Source organism: Alteromonas lipotrueae (assembly GCF_019249255.1).
In the GTDB taxonomy this organism is placed as follows: Bacteria; Pseudomonadota; Gammaproteobacteria; order Enterobacterales; family Alteromonadaceae; genus Alteromonas; species Alteromonas lipotrueae.
Window position 1 is genome coordinate 245,713 of the sequence record NZ_JAESDJ010000002.1, and the last position, 20,095, is coordinate 265,807.

At 43.2% G+C, this 20,095-nt stretch carries 14 protein-coding genes and 1 pseudogene; 8 read left to right on the forward strand and 7 right to left on the reverse strand.

The features are described 5' to 3' along the window. The gene (locus KYS23_RS04515) at positions 1-2,958 is read left to right on the forward strand and encodes a TonB-dependent receptor (RefSeq protein WP_218418139.1); all 2,958 of its coding nucleotides are present in this window, start codon (positions 1-3) and stop codon (positions 2,956-2,958) included. 266 nt (positions 2,959-3,224) lie between these two features. Here the strand turns inward: KYS23_RS04515 and KYS23_RS04520 are convergent, their stop codons facing one another. Further along, complete coding sequence (locus KYS23_RS04520) at positions 3,225-4,058, reverse strand: hypothetical protein (RefSeq protein WP_218418140.1); 834 nt, start codon at positions 4,056-4,058, stop codon at positions 3,225-3,227. Positions 4,059-4,422: 364 nt separating this feature from the next. On the opposite strand from KYS23_RS04520, the gene KYS23_RS04525 reads away from it, so the two are divergent. Further along, positions 4,423-4,596, forward strand: a complete 174-nt coding sequence (locus KYS23_RS04525; protein ID WP_218395740.1) for a DUF2986 domain-containing protein — start codon at positions 4,423-4,425, stop codon at positions 4,594-4,596. A 131-nt stretch (positions 4,597-4,727) separates the two neighbouring features. Next, positions 4,728-5,102 (forward strand): annotated as a pseudogene (locus KYS23_RS04530) (TonB-dependent receptor); the annotation flags it as partial. Between the two features lie 69 nt (positions 5,103-5,171). Here the strand turns inward: KYS23_RS04530 and KYS23_RS04535 are convergent. Continuing rightward, positions 5,172-5,585, reverse strand: coding sequence for a VOC family protein (locus KYS23_RS04535; RefSeq protein WP_218418142.1), 414 nt, complete (start codon positions 5,583-5,585; stop codon positions 5,172-5,174). 119 nt (positions 5,586-5,704) lie between these two features. On the opposite strand from KYS23_RS04535, the gene KYS23_RS04540 reads away from it, so the two are divergent. After that, entirely contained in the window at positions 5,705-6,400 is a 696-nt protein-coding gene (locus KYS23_RS04540; RefSeq protein ID WP_159528096.1) for a helix-turn-helix transcriptional regulator, read from the forward strand. Between the two features lie 27 nt (positions 6,401-6,427). Here the strand turns inward: KYS23_RS04540 and KYS23_RS04545 are convergent, their stop codons facing one another. The 3 genes from KYS23_RS04545 to KYS23_RS04555 all read right to left on the reverse strand — a co-directional run bounded on the left by KYS23_RS04545 (position 6,428) and on the right by KYS23_RS04555 (position 9,988). Then, on the reverse strand, positions 6,428-7,303 hold the full coding sequence (locus KYS23_RS04545; protein WP_218418143.1) for an alpha/beta fold hydrolase: 876 nt from the start codon (positions 7,301-7,303) through the stop codon (positions 6,428-6,430). Positions 7,304-7,370: 67 nt separating this feature from the next. After that, complete coding sequence (locus KYS23_RS04550; RefSeq protein ID WP_159528100.1) at positions 7,371-8,474, reverse strand: NAD(P)-dependent alcohol dehydrogenase; 1,104 nt, start codon at positions 8,472-8,474, stop codon at positions 7,371-7,373. Between the two features lie 50 nt (positions 8,475-8,524). Further along, positions 8,525-9,988: a benzaldehyde dehydrogenase gene (locus KYS23_RS04555; protein WP_159528102.1), complete on the reverse strand. Its 1,464-nt coding sequence runs from the start codon at positions 9,986-9,988 to the stop codon at positions 8,525-8,527. A 487-nt stretch (positions 9,989-10,475) separates the two neighbouring features. On the opposite strand from KYS23_RS04555, the gene KYS23_RS04560 reads away from it, so the two are divergent. Together KYS23_RS04560 and KYS23_RS04565 are read left to right on the forward strand one after the other, a co-directional pair. Then, positions 10,476-12,917, forward strand: coding sequence for a TonB-dependent receptor (locus KYS23_RS04560; RefSeq protein ID WP_218418144.1), 2,442 nt, complete (start codon positions 10,476-10,478; stop codon positions 12,915-12,917). A 160-nt stretch (positions 12,918-13,077) separates the two neighbouring features. After that, on the forward strand, positions 13,078-14,841 hold the full coding sequence (locus KYS23_RS04565) for a sigma-54-dependent Fis family transcriptional regulator (protein ID WP_159528106.1): 1,764 nt from the start codon (positions 13,078-13,080) through the stop codon (positions 14,839-14,841). A 10-nt stretch (positions 14,842-14,851) separates the two neighbouring features. Here the strand turns inward: KYS23_RS04565 and KYS23_RS04570 are convergent, their stop codons facing one another. Both KYS23_RS04570 and KYS23_RS04575 read right to left on the reverse strand, forming a co-directional pair. After that, complete coding sequence (locus KYS23_RS04570; protein ID WP_218418145.1) at positions 14,852-15,802, reverse strand: PDR/VanB family oxidoreductase; 951 nt, start codon at positions 15,800-15,802, stop codon at positions 14,852-14,854. Beyond that, positions 15,799-16,863, reverse strand: a complete 1,065-nt coding sequence (locus tag KYS23_RS04575) for an aromatic ring-hydroxylating dioxygenase subunit alpha (RefSeq protein ID WP_246604291.1) — start codon at positions 16,861-16,863, stop codon at positions 15,799-15,801. Before KYS23_RS04575 ends, KYS23_RS04570 begins: the two co-directional genes overlap by 4 nt. 277 nt (positions 16,864-17,140) lie before the next feature. On the opposite strand from KYS23_RS04575, the gene KYS23_RS04580 reads away from it, so the two are divergent. Next, on the forward strand, positions 17,141-17,836 hold the full coding sequence (locus KYS23_RS04580; protein WP_159528112.1) for a GntR family transcriptional regulator: 696 nt from the start codon (positions 17,141-17,143) through the stop codon (positions 17,834-17,836). A 187-nt stretch (positions 17,837-18,023) separates the two neighbouring features. Further along, on the forward strand, positions 18,024-20,078 hold the full coding sequence (locus KYS23_RS04585) for a TonB-dependent receptor (protein ID WP_218395732.1): 2,055 nt from the start codon (positions 18,024-18,026) through the stop codon (positions 20,076-20,078). Positions 20,079-20,095: the final 17 nt, after the last annotated feature.

The window sequence follows — 20,095 nt, forward strand, 5'->3', positions numbered from 1 at the left end:
ATGATAAACCGAAGAAGCAAAAAGTCAGTGGTCATTGCGGGTCACGTTTTTTGGTTAATATCGGTCGGTTTATCGCCTGCTTGTTTTGCTGCTCAAGAAGGGTTAGCAGACAAAACGATCAATACTATTCCCTTATCACAGCTTGTCACTGAATTTAGTCGTGACGCCGGCGAAACCATTGCATTTGACCCCATCTTGCTTAAGGGGTTAACCATAACGCCTGCACAATGGCGCACGACTAACGCCAGTGATTTATCTTCACTACTGCAACCTTTTTCACTTTGTTTAGCGCCTGTTCAAAATGGCTGGGTTATTCATCGGTGCGACACACAACAAAACGAAAACACTAGCAAAACAACCCAAACAGAAAGCAATGCTATTACTCGTACTCACCCAACTGTTGAAATAGAAGTCACAGGATTTCGCCAATCTCTTATTCGTGCCAGAGAGATAAAGCGCCTTGCCATGGTCACTCAAGAATCGATTTTGTCAGAAGACATTACTGATTTCCCCGATTTGAATTTGGCTGATTCATTACAACGTATACCGGGCATTACTATCACCCGTGAAGGAGGCGAAGGGCGACAGATTTCACTTCGGGGACTAGGTCCTGACTTTACCCGCGTAAAGGTAAATGGTATGGAAGCGATGGCAATGACATCATCGGCGATGGACGCCAGAGGAAGTGTGAGTCGTACCCGAGCCTTCGATTTCACACTATTTGCATCAGAGATTTTTAATCGTATTGATGTAAGTAAATCGTATTCGGTGGAACAAGATGAAGGCGGTATTGGTGGCACAGTTATGTTGTATACGCCAAAACCCTTCGATTTTGTGGATGACATAAATACCTTTACCGTGAAACAAAGTTACAACGAAAACAGTAAACAGCTCGACCCAAGTATTATTGGGTTGGTCAGCCGACGAAATGATAAACTCGGAGGTCTTGTTTCCGCCGTATACAGTCAGCGACACACTACTGAGTTTGGTACTAATACCACGCGGTGGCGACAGGAGAAAAAGCGTTACAGCGGAGAAGAAGATAGTGTGTTGCAGCACGAATTAGCACAAGGCGTATTCTGGTTTCCCAGAGGCCATCGATATTCTCTTTGGAATAATAATCAACGTCGATTAGGGGTAACAGCCTCACTGCAATACGCGCCAAACGATAAGTGGCAAGTTGCATTTAACAGCATTGCCAGCCGTTTACATAATAGTCTTGATGAGCATCATATTGCAGTGAAAGACAATGACAATGTTACGCTACTCGCATGGGAACAAAATAAAAATGACAAAGAAATATTGTTTGCGAAATATACCGATGCAACATGGCGTATCGAAACTCGGGAAGATGAAAATACGTCAACGTTTTATCAATTGAGTATGGAAAGTCAGTGGCAGCCCACTTCTGCACTAAGCCTTAACGTTAGCCTTGGCAGCAGTGCCAGTGATTACTCGCAGCCTAAAGTAAATAAAGTCAACATTCGTAAAACTGGGGTGGATATTGTTACGGACTTTCGTGAAGACCGTTTTTACGGCGAGAGCTATTCTACTAATATGGATACGGCATCTCTAACCGGACTAACCGTGAAAGATCTTTACTTTCAGGAAAATGAAATACGTACTTCGTACAACAATGTGAAGGCATCACTTCGCTATTTATTTAGTAACGGTGATGCCGTGTCGGCGGGTGCACATTATAAATCCTTTGAAAACACAGGGATGGATCGCGCTAGAAGTGTGTACCCAGCTCTTGATGATAATACTCTGTCTAAAGCGCACTTATCTCTGTTCAGTCAGCACCCAGATAAAACATGGATGCAGGGCAACCTTAATGCTATTCAAACGCATTTTGACTTGGGTAACGTACAACTTACCGCCGAAGATACAGTAGATAGTTCCAACTTTAAGGTTAAAGAAAACACTCTCGCGCTCTACGCGATGTACGATAGCGTAGGACATTGGCTGGGTAAGCCACTTTATACGCAAGGGGGAATTCGGTATTTCAATACGCAGTTTACGTCTTCAGGTATTCAAAAGGGATTGCCGTCAGCCGTCACCAAAACTTATGACGATGTGCTTTTTAGCGTTAATACAGTACTTGAACTCAACGACAATTGGTTATGGCGTGCCAGCGTAGATGAGAATATCACGCGCCCGTCTATTCAAGATTTGGCTATTACCGCCGAGGTGTCGCAAGCATCCCGGAATGAGGGCGACATTGGGCAAGTATTTTTAGGAAATCCTCATTTAAAGCCCCTAAAGTCATTGAATGTAGAAACCGGTGTTGAGTGGTATTTCGAAGACGGCGGTATTATGGCTCTCTCTAGCTTCTTCAAGCAGATAAATAATTTCGTAGTGGAAGATGTTGAAGCTATACCGTATCGCGAACTGGGACTCCCCGCTAGCTTGCTACAAGATGGGGATAGTGTCGATGATGTTTTTTATGTCAGTACACCCGAGAATACCGATACAACCACATTTAAAGGTTTTGAAATTACTTATTCCCGTGATTTAGCATTTCTTCCTTCCCCTTTTGATCTTCTTGGGGTTAATACCAACTTTACTTACGCCGAGGGACAAACCCTTTACCGAGATGTACAAGGAACGGGAGAAAATCAGGTTAAAACGTTCGCGGGGCTGTCTAGACGTAGTTATAATTTTACGGTGTATTACGAGCAATCGCATTGGTCGGCCCGCGTGTCAGCTGTCTATCGCAGCCCATATATATTATCAGTCCAGCCGGGAAACACAGACCAAGACGAATCAGGCTATCATGCAACAACTTACATTGATGCATCGGCGAGCATGCAACTTAGTCAATCATTAAGAGTGACGATAGAAGGTCTAAATTTAACTGATGTTAGAGAGGAGCTATACAGCGATTCAAACGACCGAGCTTATAATACTACATTGAGTGGGCGTACTTTTTTAATAGGGTTCTCATTAGAGATTTAACCGCGAAATAAAGTAAGTAAAGATACATAAATATTAATTAAAGTGCAGAGTTCTGCATTTGGAAGCCGGTACACGTTGCAGTGGTTCAAAACGCCCAGCATCAAAGTTGCGAATAGATTTTTGGTTTACTTTGCCATGCTGATCGTAGGTCATGAAACGCTAGCTTATGCAAAGAATTTGCAAAAAAATAAAAAACTAATTAAAACAATTAATTAAACTCTTGGATTGCATTGAAAATCCGCGTGTCCCTGCAGTTGCACTGCGCGTTACGGCCCTGAATTAAGTTCTGATTTAGCATCAAGCACTAATTGATTAACCTCTTTAATTCTATCACTGGGTGACATAGAAGTAGTCGTGTTTTGCTCTGATGATGAGTCTAATGATGAAGATGATTTTATAGCACTAGCACTAGCACTAGCACTAGCACTTTGCAGAGGTTGAAACATACTACTGCTAGATTGGCGAATGGAAGAAAAGAAGCTGTCGTATACCTTATCAAGCTGCCTATTGTAATCAGTCCAACCTTCCATCCCTACACGGAATTCTAGATTTGATTGCGCATACTCGTACAACGCATTTATATTTGTACTATTCCACTGCTGTTCAGGTGGCAAAGCCGCATCGGGATCAACACCGTTTATCCCAAACCCGTATACCATAGAAAACATGCTTAGCTCTAACTGTGCTTTCTCTCCCCCATCCATTCCTTCTGTTGCTTTTTCCCATGCGGCTTTTACATGAGCGGGGGCATTTACGGGGGGGAAATGAATAGTTCTACCTATACCAATTTCAACAATGCCATCATTGTTTAAGTCGACTAAGTCAGAGCCATCTGGCTGGCTTAATAGATTTTGGGCACCTTCTTGACTAAGAGAGTCCACATCAATATTTGCTGCAAGGCTATTGGCTTTTTTGACTAATTGCAGTTCGTCGGATGACAGTGATTTCAAAAATTCTTTCGACGTAGTCGTTTGCTCATTTGCTTGGCGAAGAATGTCGCCGAAGCCAGATATTTCGTCTTCGGTTAAAGAGCGAACCTGAAGTTTATTTAATGAGGACTGACTAAATCCTGTATCGGATTGGGTAATACTATCAAGCATAAGTCTCTCCGTTCTAAATGAGTACATCTAAGGAAGCTACATGGGAATCCGCTTTGCGAGGGCAGAGTAACAAGTTATCAAACTATAAAGCGGCAACAAACCACCTCTTTTCCCTAAGGGGCGGAATAATCTCACCTATTTTTCAGCTGGCGATAGCCTAGTTTCAGTAATTGGTAGCAACAGTCTAATAAGTAATCAAGAAGTATGCCCAAACCAATTTTGGTTGTGTTAAGGGCTGTTGTTGCTGAAACTCTATAGTCCTTATTATTTAGTAAACCGTGCTCGTAAATGTGTGTATGGCAGCTTGAGTCGTGAACACTGTATAATATGAAGAGTCAGTAAGATTGTTTAGGAGAAAAAGGGTATGAACCGTCGTAAAAAAATCATTAAAAAACTCCAGAAAAAAGATAAAAAAGCGAACGCTAAAATTCATAAGAGTAATAAGCCGGTTTATGTTTCTAAAGCCGAGCGAGAAAAGCTAGCTGAGCAAGCAAATAGCGAAGATCAAAATACTCAGCCTGAAGACGAACAAAAGTAACCTTCCAAACTCCCTCTCAATTCAAAATGTAACAATTGTTGAAACACAACCTTTTCAGTGTGAAGCAAACGAGCGCCTTTTGTATTTTGAATAATTAAATATTTAAACGGTTCTTTCCTTGAAAAAAACGAGTGTTCATTAGTGCGGTTTACACACTATCCAGCACGTTTTCCTATGCCCAAGCGCAAGTGGCTGACGATACTACTTCTGCCGAAACAGCCTCTGTTGAAGAAATATCGGTAATAGGTGCTGCAACAAACATAAGCATTGCTGCTGAAGACATTGGGCAATACCAAGTTAATGATCTCGCAGATATATTTGGCTACTCGCCTTCAATTAGTGTTGGTGGTTCAGTTCGCTTCAAAACCAAAGATGCTAATGAACTTTTAGCTAAAGATGGACGTTTTGGTGGTCGAGTAGAAGCGAGCTACTTATCTAATGACGATCCACGTTATAGCGGTAGCCTTTACGGCAAGCTAAGTGATACTTTGGGCATTCTTAATTTCCCTTAATCAAAATAGCGCAGCAGAAACTGCGCCATAGTGACCAAGCTTCTTCAACATCTAAAATACTATTTATAGAATACGCTTACCCGATACAGATTCTTCTACCATGCAAAACGCGTTCAGTTTATTCCCATCTAGGTCTCGAAAATAACCTGCATAGAAGCCTGAATCTGCCTCTTGAGGGCGAAAACCGGGTGTACCTTCGTCTGTACCTCCTAATTCAATGGCTTTGTTATAGAAGGCCTTAACCTGTTCTGGGGTTTCTAATGCGATGGCAACCATAGTGCCATTTCCCACCGTGGCTGGTTCTTTGTTAAAGGGTAGTGAGACTGCAAGTGAAGCGTCGTTTTGTGAACGTGACCACGCAATAAAGTAGTTGGGTTCTTCCATAAACCGTGCAGCACCTATTGTGCCTAGTAAAGCGTCGTAGTACATACCTGATTTCGCTAAGTCGGCAGTTCCAATTGTTACGTATCCAATCATGTCTTTCTCCTAAGTGATTAAGTGTCGCAACTACATAGTAGCCATTGACTACTGACAGTTAATGTCAGTAGTGTTTATCTAAAATAACGCCACTCACTCATTAGGTTACATAGCGTCTTATGCGTAAAGCCGACAGATTAAACGACATCGTTCATCATTTAAGAAGAATGCATCAGGCTGTAACTGCGCAAACCTTAGCAGACACGTTTGAAGTCAGTCTTCGTACTGTTTACAGAGATATTCAAGACTTGATTGACTCCGGTGTTCCTATTTTCGGTGAGGCCGGAGTGGGGTATGTAATTGATAAAAAGTACCACCTTCCCCCCATTATGTTTGACGCTGACGAACTAGAAGCAATTGCTTTGGGAATAGGCATGGTGAGTAACTGGACAGATGAAAAGTTTGCTCAAAAAGCACAAAGCGCGTATCGAAAAATACAGGCTACACTGCCCGCAGCTTTAATTAATGAACTTCATCAAATTAGTACTTTTTCAGCGCCGAGCCGCTACAAGATACCTTGGCAGGTGAATTTTACTGACGTCAGGGAGTGCATAAGACGTAAGCAATTTGTGCAATTTCACTATCTGGACCTTAATGACAAAAAGACTGTTCGCGTAATACGTCCTTTAGCACTTATTTCATTTAGCCCAATTTGGCTGTTGGCTGGTTGGTGTGAGCTTCGCGGCGCATTTAGAAGTTTTCGGCTCGACCGAATATCTGAATTTTCAGTACTCGATCGCAGGTATAAAGACGAGAAAGATAAAAGTTTAGGGGCTTACCTAAAAACGGTTCAAGGAGGTAGTGGTGAGAGCTAACTCAATCGCTACCGCTCGATAAAAGTATTAACCGCTATTGTATGAGAAAACCGCGGCGAGAATCATTTCGTTTATCTCAATAGGTTTCTCTGCTTGAGGGGTGTGCCCGCACTCTCTCAATATATTTATGTTCGCGTTAGTATTCCAGTTATAAATTTGTTCTGTTTGATGCACAGGTAATACACGGTCATATTCGCCGTGAACTCCCCATATAGGGCAGGTAATTAATTCTATAATGTGTTTACTTTGGTTAACCAAATCCTTGCGTTGCCCCAAGATTGAATTAATGCATCTAACACCCTTTAAAAATCCTAATTGGGCCCTTGTGCTGAAGCTATTGCGCTTAATCGCTGACAATATGCTTTCACTAATATGTTGTGGTTGGTGAAAAATGGTATTAATTTGATTTGTATATGCCGTCTCTCCGGCTTTGGTGATGATTCGACCTATTCCAGGAAGTGTCATTAATCGAAAAGGGATTGGGGTATCTTTACCCAGCGTTGCGCAATTGAGTAGTCCGATACTTTTCACTTTGTCTCTACGTTGGGCGAGCATTCGCAGTGACACGGCGCCCCCCATGGAATTACCGATTAAATGCACTTCTGAAATAGCCAACTTATCTATCAACTTCCATGCAATACCGGCATATTCGTCAAGCGTTAAACGTTGTAAACACGGACCAGACAAGCCATGACTAGGGTAATCCCATGCAATAATTCTGAGGTTATTGGGTCGCTTCTTAAACTGTTCATGCCAAATTTCAACGCTACTGCCCACGCCGCCACAACAAAATAGAACAGGTCCATTTCCCTCCGAATCCCAGTACCGAATAGCTATATTATCGACATTGGCGTAGGCATCACGTGTTGAAACACCTTCAATCACAGTCATATTAGTCCCCATAATCATTCCCTAAGCGAGCTCATATCGAACTCGCTCGTTGGTTAAAAAATATTGCTAATTGGTTTTTTCAAACTAACCATTCAACGACTGGTTTAATGGCTGCTCCACTTTTGGTGTCTTCAATGGCTTGATTGATTTCAGTGTATGGGTAGAAGCGAATAAGTTTGTCGAATGGAAATTTTCCATTTTGAAACCATTGAATCATTTCTGGGATAAAGGCGTCAGATTTAGCTTCACCCTCGACAATGCCGAAAAGTTTTCTACCCCCACTCATGAAATGTGTTTCGTTTAACGTAATTTCAGCATCGGGCCCAGATGCGCCCAAAATACCGCATACGCCTCGTGGCGCGAGAGTCTCAATAGCTTGTCGAATAACCGCAGGAATTCCCGTAGTATCAAGGGCGTAGTTCACACCAGTTGTGGTTATATTCATAATATTACTGACCACATTTGCATTGTTGGCATTCAGGACGTGTGTTGCGCCCAATTCTTCTGCTTTTTCTAATCGAGATACGTGCATATCTACGGCAATGATGGTTTTTGCTCCACGTATTTTTGCCGCCATAATTGCTGAGAGTCCCACCGATCCAGCCCCGAAAATAACGATTGATTTACCGGCTTGAACATCCAAGCTGTTAACGATGGCGCCAGCGCCAGTTTGCACACCACATGCCAAGGGGCCTAACAATTTGAGCGGTAACGTTTTTGGCACTTTTACGGCATTCGCTTCATGGCAAATGGCATGTGAAGCAAACGAAGATTGTCCAAAGAAGTGACTATGAACGGGGTTTTTCCCATCGCTTAGCGCAACAGAGCCGTCATCTCGGGTTGCAAAAAAGTTTTTTGGAAAGAACTCGAAACAGTAGCTGCGCGCCTCATCTTTACAACTTTCACAATGGCCGCAGCTGTCAAATGTGATGACAATATGATCGCCAGGTACGACTTTTTTTACCGCACTTCCGACAGCTCTAACGATCCCCGCACCTTCATGGCCTAACACCACCGGAAGTGGCGTAGGAAGCATGCCGTCTCTAACTACTAAGTCGGTATGACAAATGCCAGTTGCGACCAATTCTACAAGTACTTCGTTGTCTCTGGGCGAATCAATTTCTAACTCTTCAATACTCAGTGGTGCTGAGTGTTCTCGAGCAACAGCCGCTATAATTTTCATGCAAACTCCTATACTGGGTGTGTTAGATGTACACCTACACTAAATATCGACTAAAACAGCTTTGGCGTAGCCTCACTTTTCATCGTCATCCATTGCCAATGTGTGTACAGCGCCCAATCTGCAGGGCCGCACACGGAAGAGCCGTTTCCAGACGCACGTGTGCCGCCGAATGGGTTGATGCATTCATCGTTCACCGTCTGATCGTTAATATGAAGTAGCCCCACATGTAGCTGCTCTCCTATTGCCATTGCTCTAGAGAGATTGGGTGAAAGCACACTACCTGCCAAGCCGTAGTCGCCCATGTTTGCAAGCGCAACTGCCTGCTCATCGGTAGAAAAGGTGACAATATTCACTACAGGGCCAAAAATTTCTTCCTCGAAGCAACGCATTCCAGGCTTAACGTTAGACAAAACTGTTGGGGTGTAAAACAGCCCATCACTTTCACCTCCGGTGAGGAGGACAGCGCCGGCATCAATAGAATCATTCACAATGCTTTCAACCCGCGATAGCTGGCGCTGGTTAATTAAAGGCCCGATTGATGCGCCCTTTGTAGGATTACCAATGGGTAACTGATTGGCACGCTGAACAATCTTTTGTGATAATTTTTCAGCAATAGATTCGTGAACGAGTATTCGACCTGACGCCATACATATTTGGCCTTGATGAAGATAAGCACCCCAGGCAATGTTACTGGCAGCAATATCTAAATCCGCATCTTCCAATACAATTAGCGCGCTGTTACCGCCAAGTTCAAGCGATACTTTTTTGAGGTTTCGGCCACAAACCTCACCAATTTTACGACCTGCATCGGTAGAGCCAGTAAATGCAACCACCCCAATTTCAGGGGCTTCACAAACGGCACTACCCGCTTCTACAAAGCCAGGCATTACGTGGTACAACCCTTTGGGCAACCCCGCTTCTTCTAATGCAGCCGCTAATATTAGCCCACCCGATAATGGCGTTTGGGGATCGGGTTTTGATATCACCGCATTGCCTGTTGCTAAGGCCGGAGCGACACTTCTTGTACTTAGCACCATAGGAAAGTTAAAAGGAGAAATAACCCCTACAACCCCAATGGGAAGCTGCTTAGCAATAGACATTCTCCCTTGCGGATCGGGTAATGTAACGCCATTTGGTTGCATTGCCATTCCTGCCGCAAGCTGCAGTATGGTGATGGTTTCCTTAATTTCGTGTTGGCCTTTAAATATAGCGCCGCCTGTTTCCTTCGCGACAATTTCACTAAAGGCATCGAAGTGAGTTTTTAAAAACGACGCGGCATTTAATAATATGTCAGATTTTTCGCGAGGAGACATTTTTGCCCATTGGGCTTGTGCACTGGCGGCTTGGCGTGCTGCATGGGCTACATCTTGAGCAGAGGCGCAACCTACTCGTGCGAGTACTGTCTGTGTCGCTGGCTCAATCACATCGATAGTGCCGAGTTCACCTTTGACCCAATCCCCATTAAAGAATGTGCCGTCCCAAGGGCTATTTTCCAGCCAATTCGAAATATTCATGTTTTCGTTACCTGATTGTTCAGTTTGAAAAGAATGAACTATTCTTTTCAAACCTCATGCCAATAATTAACGAAAAAAGCACAATTGCTTAACAATAAAGGCCTGCGTACGCATATTTTTCTTAAACCAATGCCCATGCGTAATACGAATATGAAATTTGCGAGCAAATGGTTGATCAAATGAAAAGAATTCAATTTTTGAGTTGCTCAAATGAGCAAAACTTGAAGCAAAGTCCAGTCGCTTAAGGCTTTATTATCAAAATTGTCTGTGATTACAGATTCATAATTCTCTATTTGTCATTGTTTTGTGAAGTTTTTGTTTATTTGGTTAAGTTGATTTTAGCGATATCAATGCGATTTGTTTTATTCTTATTTATATTCAGAGGCTTACCTTTATTATTTTTTATGGCACTTTGTTTGCATTCCAGCCAAAACAATCGGTTATATGTTAACTAGATGTAAAAATAATAATTATTGAGGAGTTTGGCGTGGAACTTAAGCAAATAAATAGAACGCAAGTACTGGTGCCCAGTATGCTTGCTAGTATGATCAGTATTTCAACAGGGGTTTATGCTCAACAGAGTGCAGAAACAAACCCTCCGCCTGATGTCAGCGAATTAGAAACCATCAGTGTTACTGCTCAAAAACGTGTTGAAAACGTTCAAGAGGTGCCAATTACTATTTCAGCTATTTCGGCAAATGGTATTCGTGATAATGACATTGGTAACATTACTGAAGTATCAGCCTATATTCCAAATGTAGAGATGGACGCCACATCACCATTTGCGGGGTCTTCTTCAGTACTAAGTGCATTCATCCGAGGAATTGGTCAGAATGATTTCGCTTTCAACCTTGAGCCTGGCGTAGGGCTTTATATTGATGGCGTTTACTATGCTAGAACATTGGGGGCGGTGGCAGATACATTAAACTTGGAACGCATTGAGGTATTAAAAGGGCCTCAAGGGACCTTGTTTGGCCGAAATTCAATTGGTGGTGCATTAAGTATTGTGACAAGTAATCCAAGTGAAACGTTTGGTTTTAAAGCAGAAGCGACCACGGGGAGTTTCAATCGACAAGATGTGCGTATATCGGCAGATTTACCATTATCTGATGACTTGCTTACACAAGTTTCTTTTTCTTCGAAGCGACGTGATGGTTACCAACAACGCGTTCGTTTTCCTGGCAGCGAGAATTTTGTTAACGATATTGGTAAATTTAATACGGTTAAAAACCAAACTTCAAACGGCGATAAAGCGGGGCAAGAAAATAGTATAAATGGTCGATTTAAGGCGTTATATACTCCAAGTGACGATGTCAGTATTACCTTTTCCGCCGACTTCACCGAAACTGACGAGACCGCTGCACCATCAAGTTTAGTGGCGGTTAATACCGAAGCCAGTTTGGCATCGCTTTATAATACATGCATTAGTTTAGATGTAGCGACACTCGATAGCATTGGACTTGCTGCTGCCTGTGGTGCCCGCGGAACGGTGGGCACTTCATTTGCTGGTGCAAATGCTGACGATAACCCTAACAACAATCGCCTTCCCATTGATGATCGCTACATTACCGGCGACCCTGACTTAAGCTATGCTGCCGGCAGCAATTTTTCAGAACTATCGGCGTGGGGGAGCTCGCTTACTGTAGATTGGGAATTAGAGAATGATATGGCAATAAAGTCTATCTCTGCATATCGTGAGCTTGAATCTAGTTTTGGTGTGGATAACTCTGGCGGTCCATTTATCATGGTAGACACCTCCTTTTTTATGGAGCAGGAGCAATTCTCCCAAGAGCTTCAATTAACAGGAACGTCTCTTGAAGAACGCTTAGATTGGGTAACCGGTTTGTATTACTTCACCGAAGAAGGTTCGCTTCTCGACACGCCGATTTTTGCTGGAGGCTTAGTACAGGTATATGGGCCAAACGACCTGAAAAACGACGCGATTGCAGCCTTCGCCCATATGAATTACAAAATTAGCAGTAAGTGGGGTGCAACGTTTGGTATCCGCTATACAAAAGAAGATAAAGAATTTGAAGGGCAACAAAAAGAGCTAAACATGTTTGGTATTAAAGTCGGTTTTCCGTCTGCGCTGTATCCCGACCAGTCTGATTTAACCCGAGTGTACCCAGTGGGGAAAAACACACTTTCTTTTTCTGATACTTCCATACATTTAGGGGCGCAATACCATATTGCAGACGATGTCATGACTTATGCATCTTACTCGCAAGGCTTTAAATCTGGTGGCTGGACTAGTCGACTAACATTACCTGAACCCAATAATACGCCGCCTACTTTCGAGCCTGAGGAAGCAGATAGTTATGAGCTTGGTATCAAGTCGCGTTTTTGGGGTGGGAGTGCCCAAGTTAATGCCGCTTTGTTCTATACGACTTATGAAAACATTCAGGTAACGGTAAACCGTGGTTTATCGCCCTTTTTTGAGAATGCGGCGGAAGGTGAAATTTCAGGGGCCGAAGTGGAAGGGCAGTTCTTACTCTCTGAGAATCTATATTTAAATACAAGCGCTGGCTATATTGACGCTAAGTACACAGATTTGAAGGAAGGGGCGCTTTTAGATTTAGACGATAAATTTGTTAATACACCCGAATATTCAGCAAGTGCAGGGTTTAGGTATCATATACCGCAAAATGCTGGATCTGAATGGGTCTTACTAGGTGATTGGGCCTACCGTTCAGAAACGGCGAATATATCTGAAAACACCCCTGGTACAAATCAGCCGGCGTATCATATGTTTAATGCCTCTGTGAAATACTTGTCTGCCGATGGGGATTGGGAAGTTGCGCTTAGGGGAGAAAACTTAACTGATAAGCGCGTCATTGTTACAGGCTTCCAAAACATTGATGTTGGTACTACGCAGGTGGTCTATAACGCCCCTCGCATGTGGTCACTTTCGTTGGGATTGCGCTACTAGCAATGAAGGCTCGCCGTACTTTTTTGGTATCGCGAGCCTGTCTAACAAAGACTGTATGACCCTAGGTATCCAATGGTATAAGTCCGGCACATTTAAGTGTCTGTTTTATTTAATTGATGTTAGCGTAATGTAAGCATTCTTCTTTAATCAAATATAGCGTATGAGCAAAAAGACTCCTCCTTCTAATCCTCGCGTCACCCTTGCCGATATTGTCAACTTGAAGTCTGACGAGGGGGCTAAGGGGAGTTTTAGCCAAATTAAAGATCAAAGTAGTCCTACACTTAAAGAATTAACCGAATGTTTGTCGTTTTCTCCTGGCGATGGCCGTATATGGATGAACGACCAACGTATGTTGCTGTTACATGGTTCGTCTTTTGGGTTAATGCGGCAGCAAATAATTGATTCGATTGGTTATGATAGTGCTAGGCGCTTGTTCATGCGTGTTGGCTATAAGTCCGGGGCACGCGATGCAAACTTGGTAAGGCAGAAATGGCCCGATGCTGAGCCTGCCTCTATTTTTGCTGCAGGCACCCAACTTCACTCGTTAGAGGGCGCGGTTCAAGTTGAGCCTATTCATTTTGAATTTGATAAAGATAAAGGTACCTATACCGGAGAGTTTTATTGGCACAATAGCTGTGAAGCAGAGCAACATATTAAGTCCCATGGGGTAAGCACCCAACCTGTCTGTTGGATGGAAGTAGGTTATGCCATTGGGTATGTGAGCTGCTTGCTTAGCACGCTAGTAATATTTCGTGAATCTGAGTGCCTAGGTATGGGGCATTCACAATGTAAGTTAGTGGGCAAAAATGCAAATCAGTGGCCCGAAGGCGAGCGAGAACTCGACTTCTTAAGTGAGATTAATGTTGATAAAGCAATAACGAAAAATGCAGATGTCGATGTTATTCCGCCGCTAGAGCCAAAGAATGAAAGCAAAATAATCGGTGTTTCATCCGCTTTTCTTTCGGCGGTTCAAGCATTAGATAAAGTGGCCAAAACCGATGCTACCGTATTGCTAACCGGCGAATCTGGGGTTGGGAAGGAGCTTTTTGCAAGTAGCTTACATCAAAAAAGTAAGCGAAGAGAAAAGCCTTTTGTTGCGTTCAACTGCGCAGCTATTCCCGATAACCTTTTGGAGTCTGAATTGTTCGGCGTTGAAAAAGGGGCTTATACTGGCGCTAGCCATAGCAGAGCAGGACGGTTTGAAAGAGCCAATGGTGGTACCTTGTTCCTCGACGAACTTGGTACCCTGAGTATGGCAGGTCAGAGCAAGTTATTACGAGCGTTACAAGAAAAGGAAATTGAGCGTGTTGGCGGAAATCACCCCATTAACGTCGATGTGCGTGTTGTGGCTGCCACCAACATGCAATTGCTCGATGCGGTTAAAAATGGAGAGTTCAGGGAAGACTTATATTTTAGGTTAAATGTATTTCCTATCACTTTACCGCCATTGCGCGACCGAAGAGACGATATTCCTTTGTTACTCGATTATTTCTTTCATAAGTTTTGCCATTTACATGAAAAGCATATTCCTGGCATTACTACCAAAGCGTCGCGAGCGCTTTTAAGTTATGACTTTCCTGGGAATATTCGAGAGCTTCAGAATATTGTAGAGCGTGGGGTTATATGGACAGAAGATAATGAACCTATCGATCTTCACCACATGTTTCACAATGAGTCATTACCAGAGCCCTTGCTGTATTCTGTAAATGAATCAGGAGAGCTTTCCAGTGAAAATCAAACGCCAGCATTTTTGCTCGAAGAACTTGATGCTATGAAGCAAAAAAACTTTTCACTGGACGAACTAGAGAGAACGCTACTTTTTGAAGCGGTTGAATTGGAAAGTGGAAATCTTTCTGCGGCGGCAAGACGATTAGGGATAAGTAGAGCCCAACTCGCCTATCGCCTAAAGAAATTTGAAACGTAAAAGGAGATTTTCATATATCCAGTACGAGGCGCTTGCTTCTGGCTCTTGAGCAACAGGGAGTAATATGTTTCATACTGGCTTTCTCTTCATCACTTAGATACACATCTCTGTGGTCTGCTTCACCTTCGACTAAACCAATGACACACGTGCCACAAATACCTTCTTCGCAGGAAACGGGTATAAAGATATCATTGTCTTCTAACGTCGATAGTATACTTTCATCTTGTGATACTGTGTATATTGCACCGCTACTGACAAGTTGAACTTCAAATTCATGATCTGCTGATGTTTCATGATGCATGGCGGCGAAATACTCTGTATGAAGCTGAGGTTCTGGCAAACCTATTCGCTTACCGTTAGCCATAACATCGTCGATGAATCTTGATGGCCCACATACGTATACATGGCTCTCATGAGTGATGTGTTTAAAACAGGTTGGAATATCCAGTCTCTTACCTTCATGTTCCTGTGTAAAGTGTACGTGCAGTGCGTCGGTCGGCATTGTGACTTGTAATTGGTGTAAAAACGCAGCTTCAGAAGGTGTACGTGCACAGTAATACAAGACCGTGCTGCGTCCCTCATTCATACAACGTTCAATCATAGGAATAATAGGTGTAATACCAATTCCAGCAGCGAAAAACACACAAGGGTTTATCTGGCTATTTAAGGGAAAAAGGTTTTTAGGCTCACTTATCTGCAATTCGCTGTTTAAGTTCAGTTTGTCGTGAACAAATGACGAACCACCTCGGCTCATAGGGTCTCTTAATACAGCAATTTCATAATGACTCGCATTTAACGCTCCGCATAACGAATATGACCGATTAATGTCGGGCGTTAACTGCAGCTGGATATGTGCACCCGGCTCCCACCGTGGAAGCGTATTGCCATCCATTGGTTCTAATACCAAATGACACACATTTTCAGCTACCATTGTTTTAGCTTTAACTACCACCGTTATCATTGCGCTAAATCTCCAGTAAGATGTAGTTCAGCTTCTTTTTTTATCGCCCGTTCAATCATTCGGCGTGCTTGAACGCCACCAGCATCAATATCTAGTTTCAGGATCCGCTTGTCTTTATACTTGTCTAGATTGAGCTGCTGACGTTCTAGAATCTCTTGATCTTCAGTGAAAATTTTACCCTGCCCATCACGAATACTTTTAGTGAGTTCTGGATCGTCTACCTTGAAATTTCGTGCCATTCCCCAGAAGTACCAAATGGAACTATCGGTTTCTGGTGTAATAAAATCGACCACCCAACTTCCCACTTTGGTATTCTCTGGTGCGTCGTAGCCACCTTTGCCTGCATAGGCAACACCCACTTCAATCATGACGTGGCTGGGTAAATCGAAGCGGCAAATTTGCCAGCGGTCAATAGGTCCATCATCCTGTAAATTATTGGCGCGCAAGGCGGCTTGCCAGAAAGGCGGGGCGCTTATATTTTCCATGTGCCTACTGGTGACCACTTGACCTTTTTCAACCGTGGTTTGTACAGGAACTTCATCGATTTCTTTTTGGCCAATACTGGATGCGTGTACGTAGGTTTCGTGGGTGAGATCCATAAGATTATCTATCATCAATCGATAGTCACACTGGATGTGAAATAGTCCTCCCCCGTAGGCCCAATCAGGATTATCAGCCCATTGTAGATTGGGTAGTTTTTCTTCAGCGGCTTTTTGTGGATCACCAGGCCAAATCCAAATAAAGCCAAACTTTTCTACTACTGGGAAAGAGCGAATACAGGGAAATTTGTCCACCCGCTGCTTGGGCATAGAATGCGTGTTTCCGCTCCCGGCCATTTGTAAGCCGTGGTAGCCGCAAACTAAGTTCCCGTTGACAACTTTCCCAAGTGAGAGTGGTGCGCCTCTATGGGGACAAAAATCTTCAACCGCTTGGATCTTGCCGTCGGCATTCCGAAAAAATGCAATGTCGAAATTACAGACTTTTCGACCTAAAGGTTCGTCGTTACTAACGTCTTCTGAAACCGCTGCGACATACCAAGCATTTAAGATAAATGTAGCCATATATTTCACGCTCAACTTTTTAGTTTTTTCAAAATTGGATCCAATAATAGCCAGGTGGTCAGGATCATACAAGCAAATATCTCAATTTTGGATCCAATAATGTCTGTGTGGGAATACATGAAAAACTTAAGTATTTGGAATATAGGTATTTAGACGATGTTGCTTATTTTGAAAAAAGTAGTCTATCGTCACGAATAGGCTAATATTGGATCCAATTGAATACTTTACGTTGTAGTATTCGTTACATTGCTATCTAACCTATAACCGGAGAGCGTCGTTGAATAAAGAAAGGCATGCGGTATTAAGCATACTTCGAGACAAGATTTTGTCGGGCAACATTGAGGCCGGACAGAGGATAACCGAAATTTCAACTGCTGAGGAATTAGGGGTTTCCCGCACTCCGATCAGAATTGCTTTTCGGGCACTAGAGAATGAAGGTTTACTAATTAAGCTGCCTCGAAGAGGCTACAAAGTGAGGAAAATTACGAAAGAAGAAATTATTGGGTCGGTTGAGGTGAGGGGCGTACTTGAAGGGCTAGCTGCCAGATTGGCAGCTGAACGAGGGCTTAGTGAATCAACCATTGCCAATCTTGAAGAATGCCTACAGATTGGCGATAGCATTTTCGATAAAGGCTATATCGATGAAATGGATATTCAGAAATACGTAGAGATGAATAGCATGTTTCATGCCTCTATAATTGAAGCCAGTAAAAATGCATCGATTGAGGAAGCGCTAAAACTTAATGAGCATTTACCGATGTCATCCGTTAATTCATTGGTGTTCAATCCAGAGGAAACAGAGCGTGAATTTCAGCGCCTATACTACGCTCATATGCAACACTACGCCGTCGCAGAGGCGCTTTTGTCTGGGCAAGGGGCAAGAGCCGAAGCATTGATGAAAGAACATGCCCATGCGGCATTGCACAACTTCGAACGCCTTAATCGAGCGGCGACTAAACGCATTTTCGTTTAGCTCGGCAATCATGCAGGTAAGCTTCCTTAATTACTTTAATTGCTGCTTCCGGTATCATTCCAACCTATGAGTATAGTCGATTTACAACGACGAAAATGTAACAAATGTAAAAACACTACCCTTTCCTGAGAAAGTAAATGAGAATGTTTCTTATTTAGAATGACTAAACATTTAACTGGAGCTTTCCTTGAAAAAACTAGTGTTCATTGGTGCGGTTTGCACACTGTCCAGCGCGTTTTCCTATGCGCAAACGCAAGAGACTGACGAAACCACTTCTGTCGCGACAGACACTGTCGAAAAAATTTCAGTGGTAGGTGCTACAACAAACCTAAGCATTACTGCTGAAGACATCGAGCAATACCAAGCTAATGATCTCGCTGATATATTTCGCTACTCGCCTTCAATTAGTGTTGGTGGTTCGGTAGGGGTTGCACAAAAGATATATATCCGTGGGCTAGAAGATGCTTACTTAAATGTTACCGTTGATGGTGCGCAGCAAACCTCCACACTGTTCCATCACATTGGCCGTGTCACCATTGACCCTGATTTACTGCAGCAAATTGATGTACAAGCAGGGGCTGGTGAAGCCACCAGTGGCCCAGGCGCAATTGGTGGTTCAATTCGCTTTAAAACCAAAGATGCCGACGACCTTTTAGTTGAAGGCGAGCAATTTGGTGGCCGTGTTAAAGCAAGCTACTTTTCAAACGACGGTACGCGCTATAGCGGCAGCCTTTACGGCAAGCTAAGCGATACATGGGGCGTGTTGGGTTATTACAGCACGGTAGATCGCGACGATATGGAAGATGGCGACGGTAACGAAATTTACGGTACCGCGGCCGATCAAGACATGTTGTTTCTTAAAGCCAGTGGCGATATTGCTGAAAATCACTATTTGTCGTTAAGTGTTGAGCAACGTGACGAAGAAGGTGAATTCTCTGCCCGCCCGAACTGGGTAGTATTAGAAGGCGCAGCACTTTATCCAAGTGAAGCACAGCGTGATACCTATGTAGCAAACTACCGTTTCGCGCACAGCGATATGGTGTATTTAGAAGCGACAGCCTATCAAACCGACTCTTCATTTCAAGGTGGCCGTTTTAATTGGTTAGCTGAAATAGATACTTACGGTTTCGATATTCGCAATACCAGCGAAACGGCAAAGCATAAGTTTGTATACGGGGTAGATTATCGTAGTGATGAAGTTACAAGTGGTTCAGCTGGTGGTACAACAGATAACGCAGAAGAAAGCAGCGTAATGGGTATATACGCACAGGGTTACAGCGACGTTACTCCTGAACTATTGCTTAGCTACGGTGTGCGCTACGACGATTATGATTTCCAGCAACGCATATTGCTTGAAGAGTATTACGGTACACCGGTTACTGACAGCGAAGCGTCGTTAGACGATTCTGAACTAAGCTTCAATGTGGGTGTTGCTTACCAACTTAATGAATCATGGACCTTAGGGTTAGGTTATGCTGAAGCTGCCAGAGGAAAAGAAATTGGCGATGGTTTTACTATCGACGGTTATCTTTACGATGGCTCAGACATTCCTGTAGTGGCTGATGATCTTGTACCCGAAACAGTACAAAACATTGAAGCGTCTATTGAATACAGTGCGAATAACTTAAATGCGAAATTAAGCGTTTATAACTCAACCCTAGATGATGTGATTTTTGAAGGTTACGAAGGAAACTCTGTCTTCAATAACATCGGTAGCGTGGAAAGCAGCGGTATTGAATTCGACCTTGCCTATCGCGTAGATTCATTCGACTTTTTCTTTGGTTTCTCAACTGCTGATAGTGAACTTGACCCAAGAGATGGTATTTACAACGTAGACTACTCGTCAATTGATCTGAACGGATATGAGTTTGTGGGTTTAGGTAATAGCCGCGGCGATACTTTAGTGGTTGGCGTAGATTACACGGTTAACGCCGATATTAGCGTTGGTACGAGTATTAGGCAGGTTAGGTCTATTGATATTGATACCTTGCATCAAGCGGTTGATTTGGGTTGGACAGACAGTTTGTATAGCCTAAACAAACCAAGCTACACCCTTGTTGACTTGTATGGTGAGTGGCAGGCCACAAGCAATATTCTTGTAAACTTAGCTGTGTCTAACTTGTTCGATGAGCAATACATCGACCATTCAAGCGTGGGTGACTACAGCGAAGTATTTGGCACTGTTATAGGCCCTCATGAAGCAGGTAGAGATATTAGACTATCAGTGACCTACGACTTTTAGTATTAGGTCATTAACTT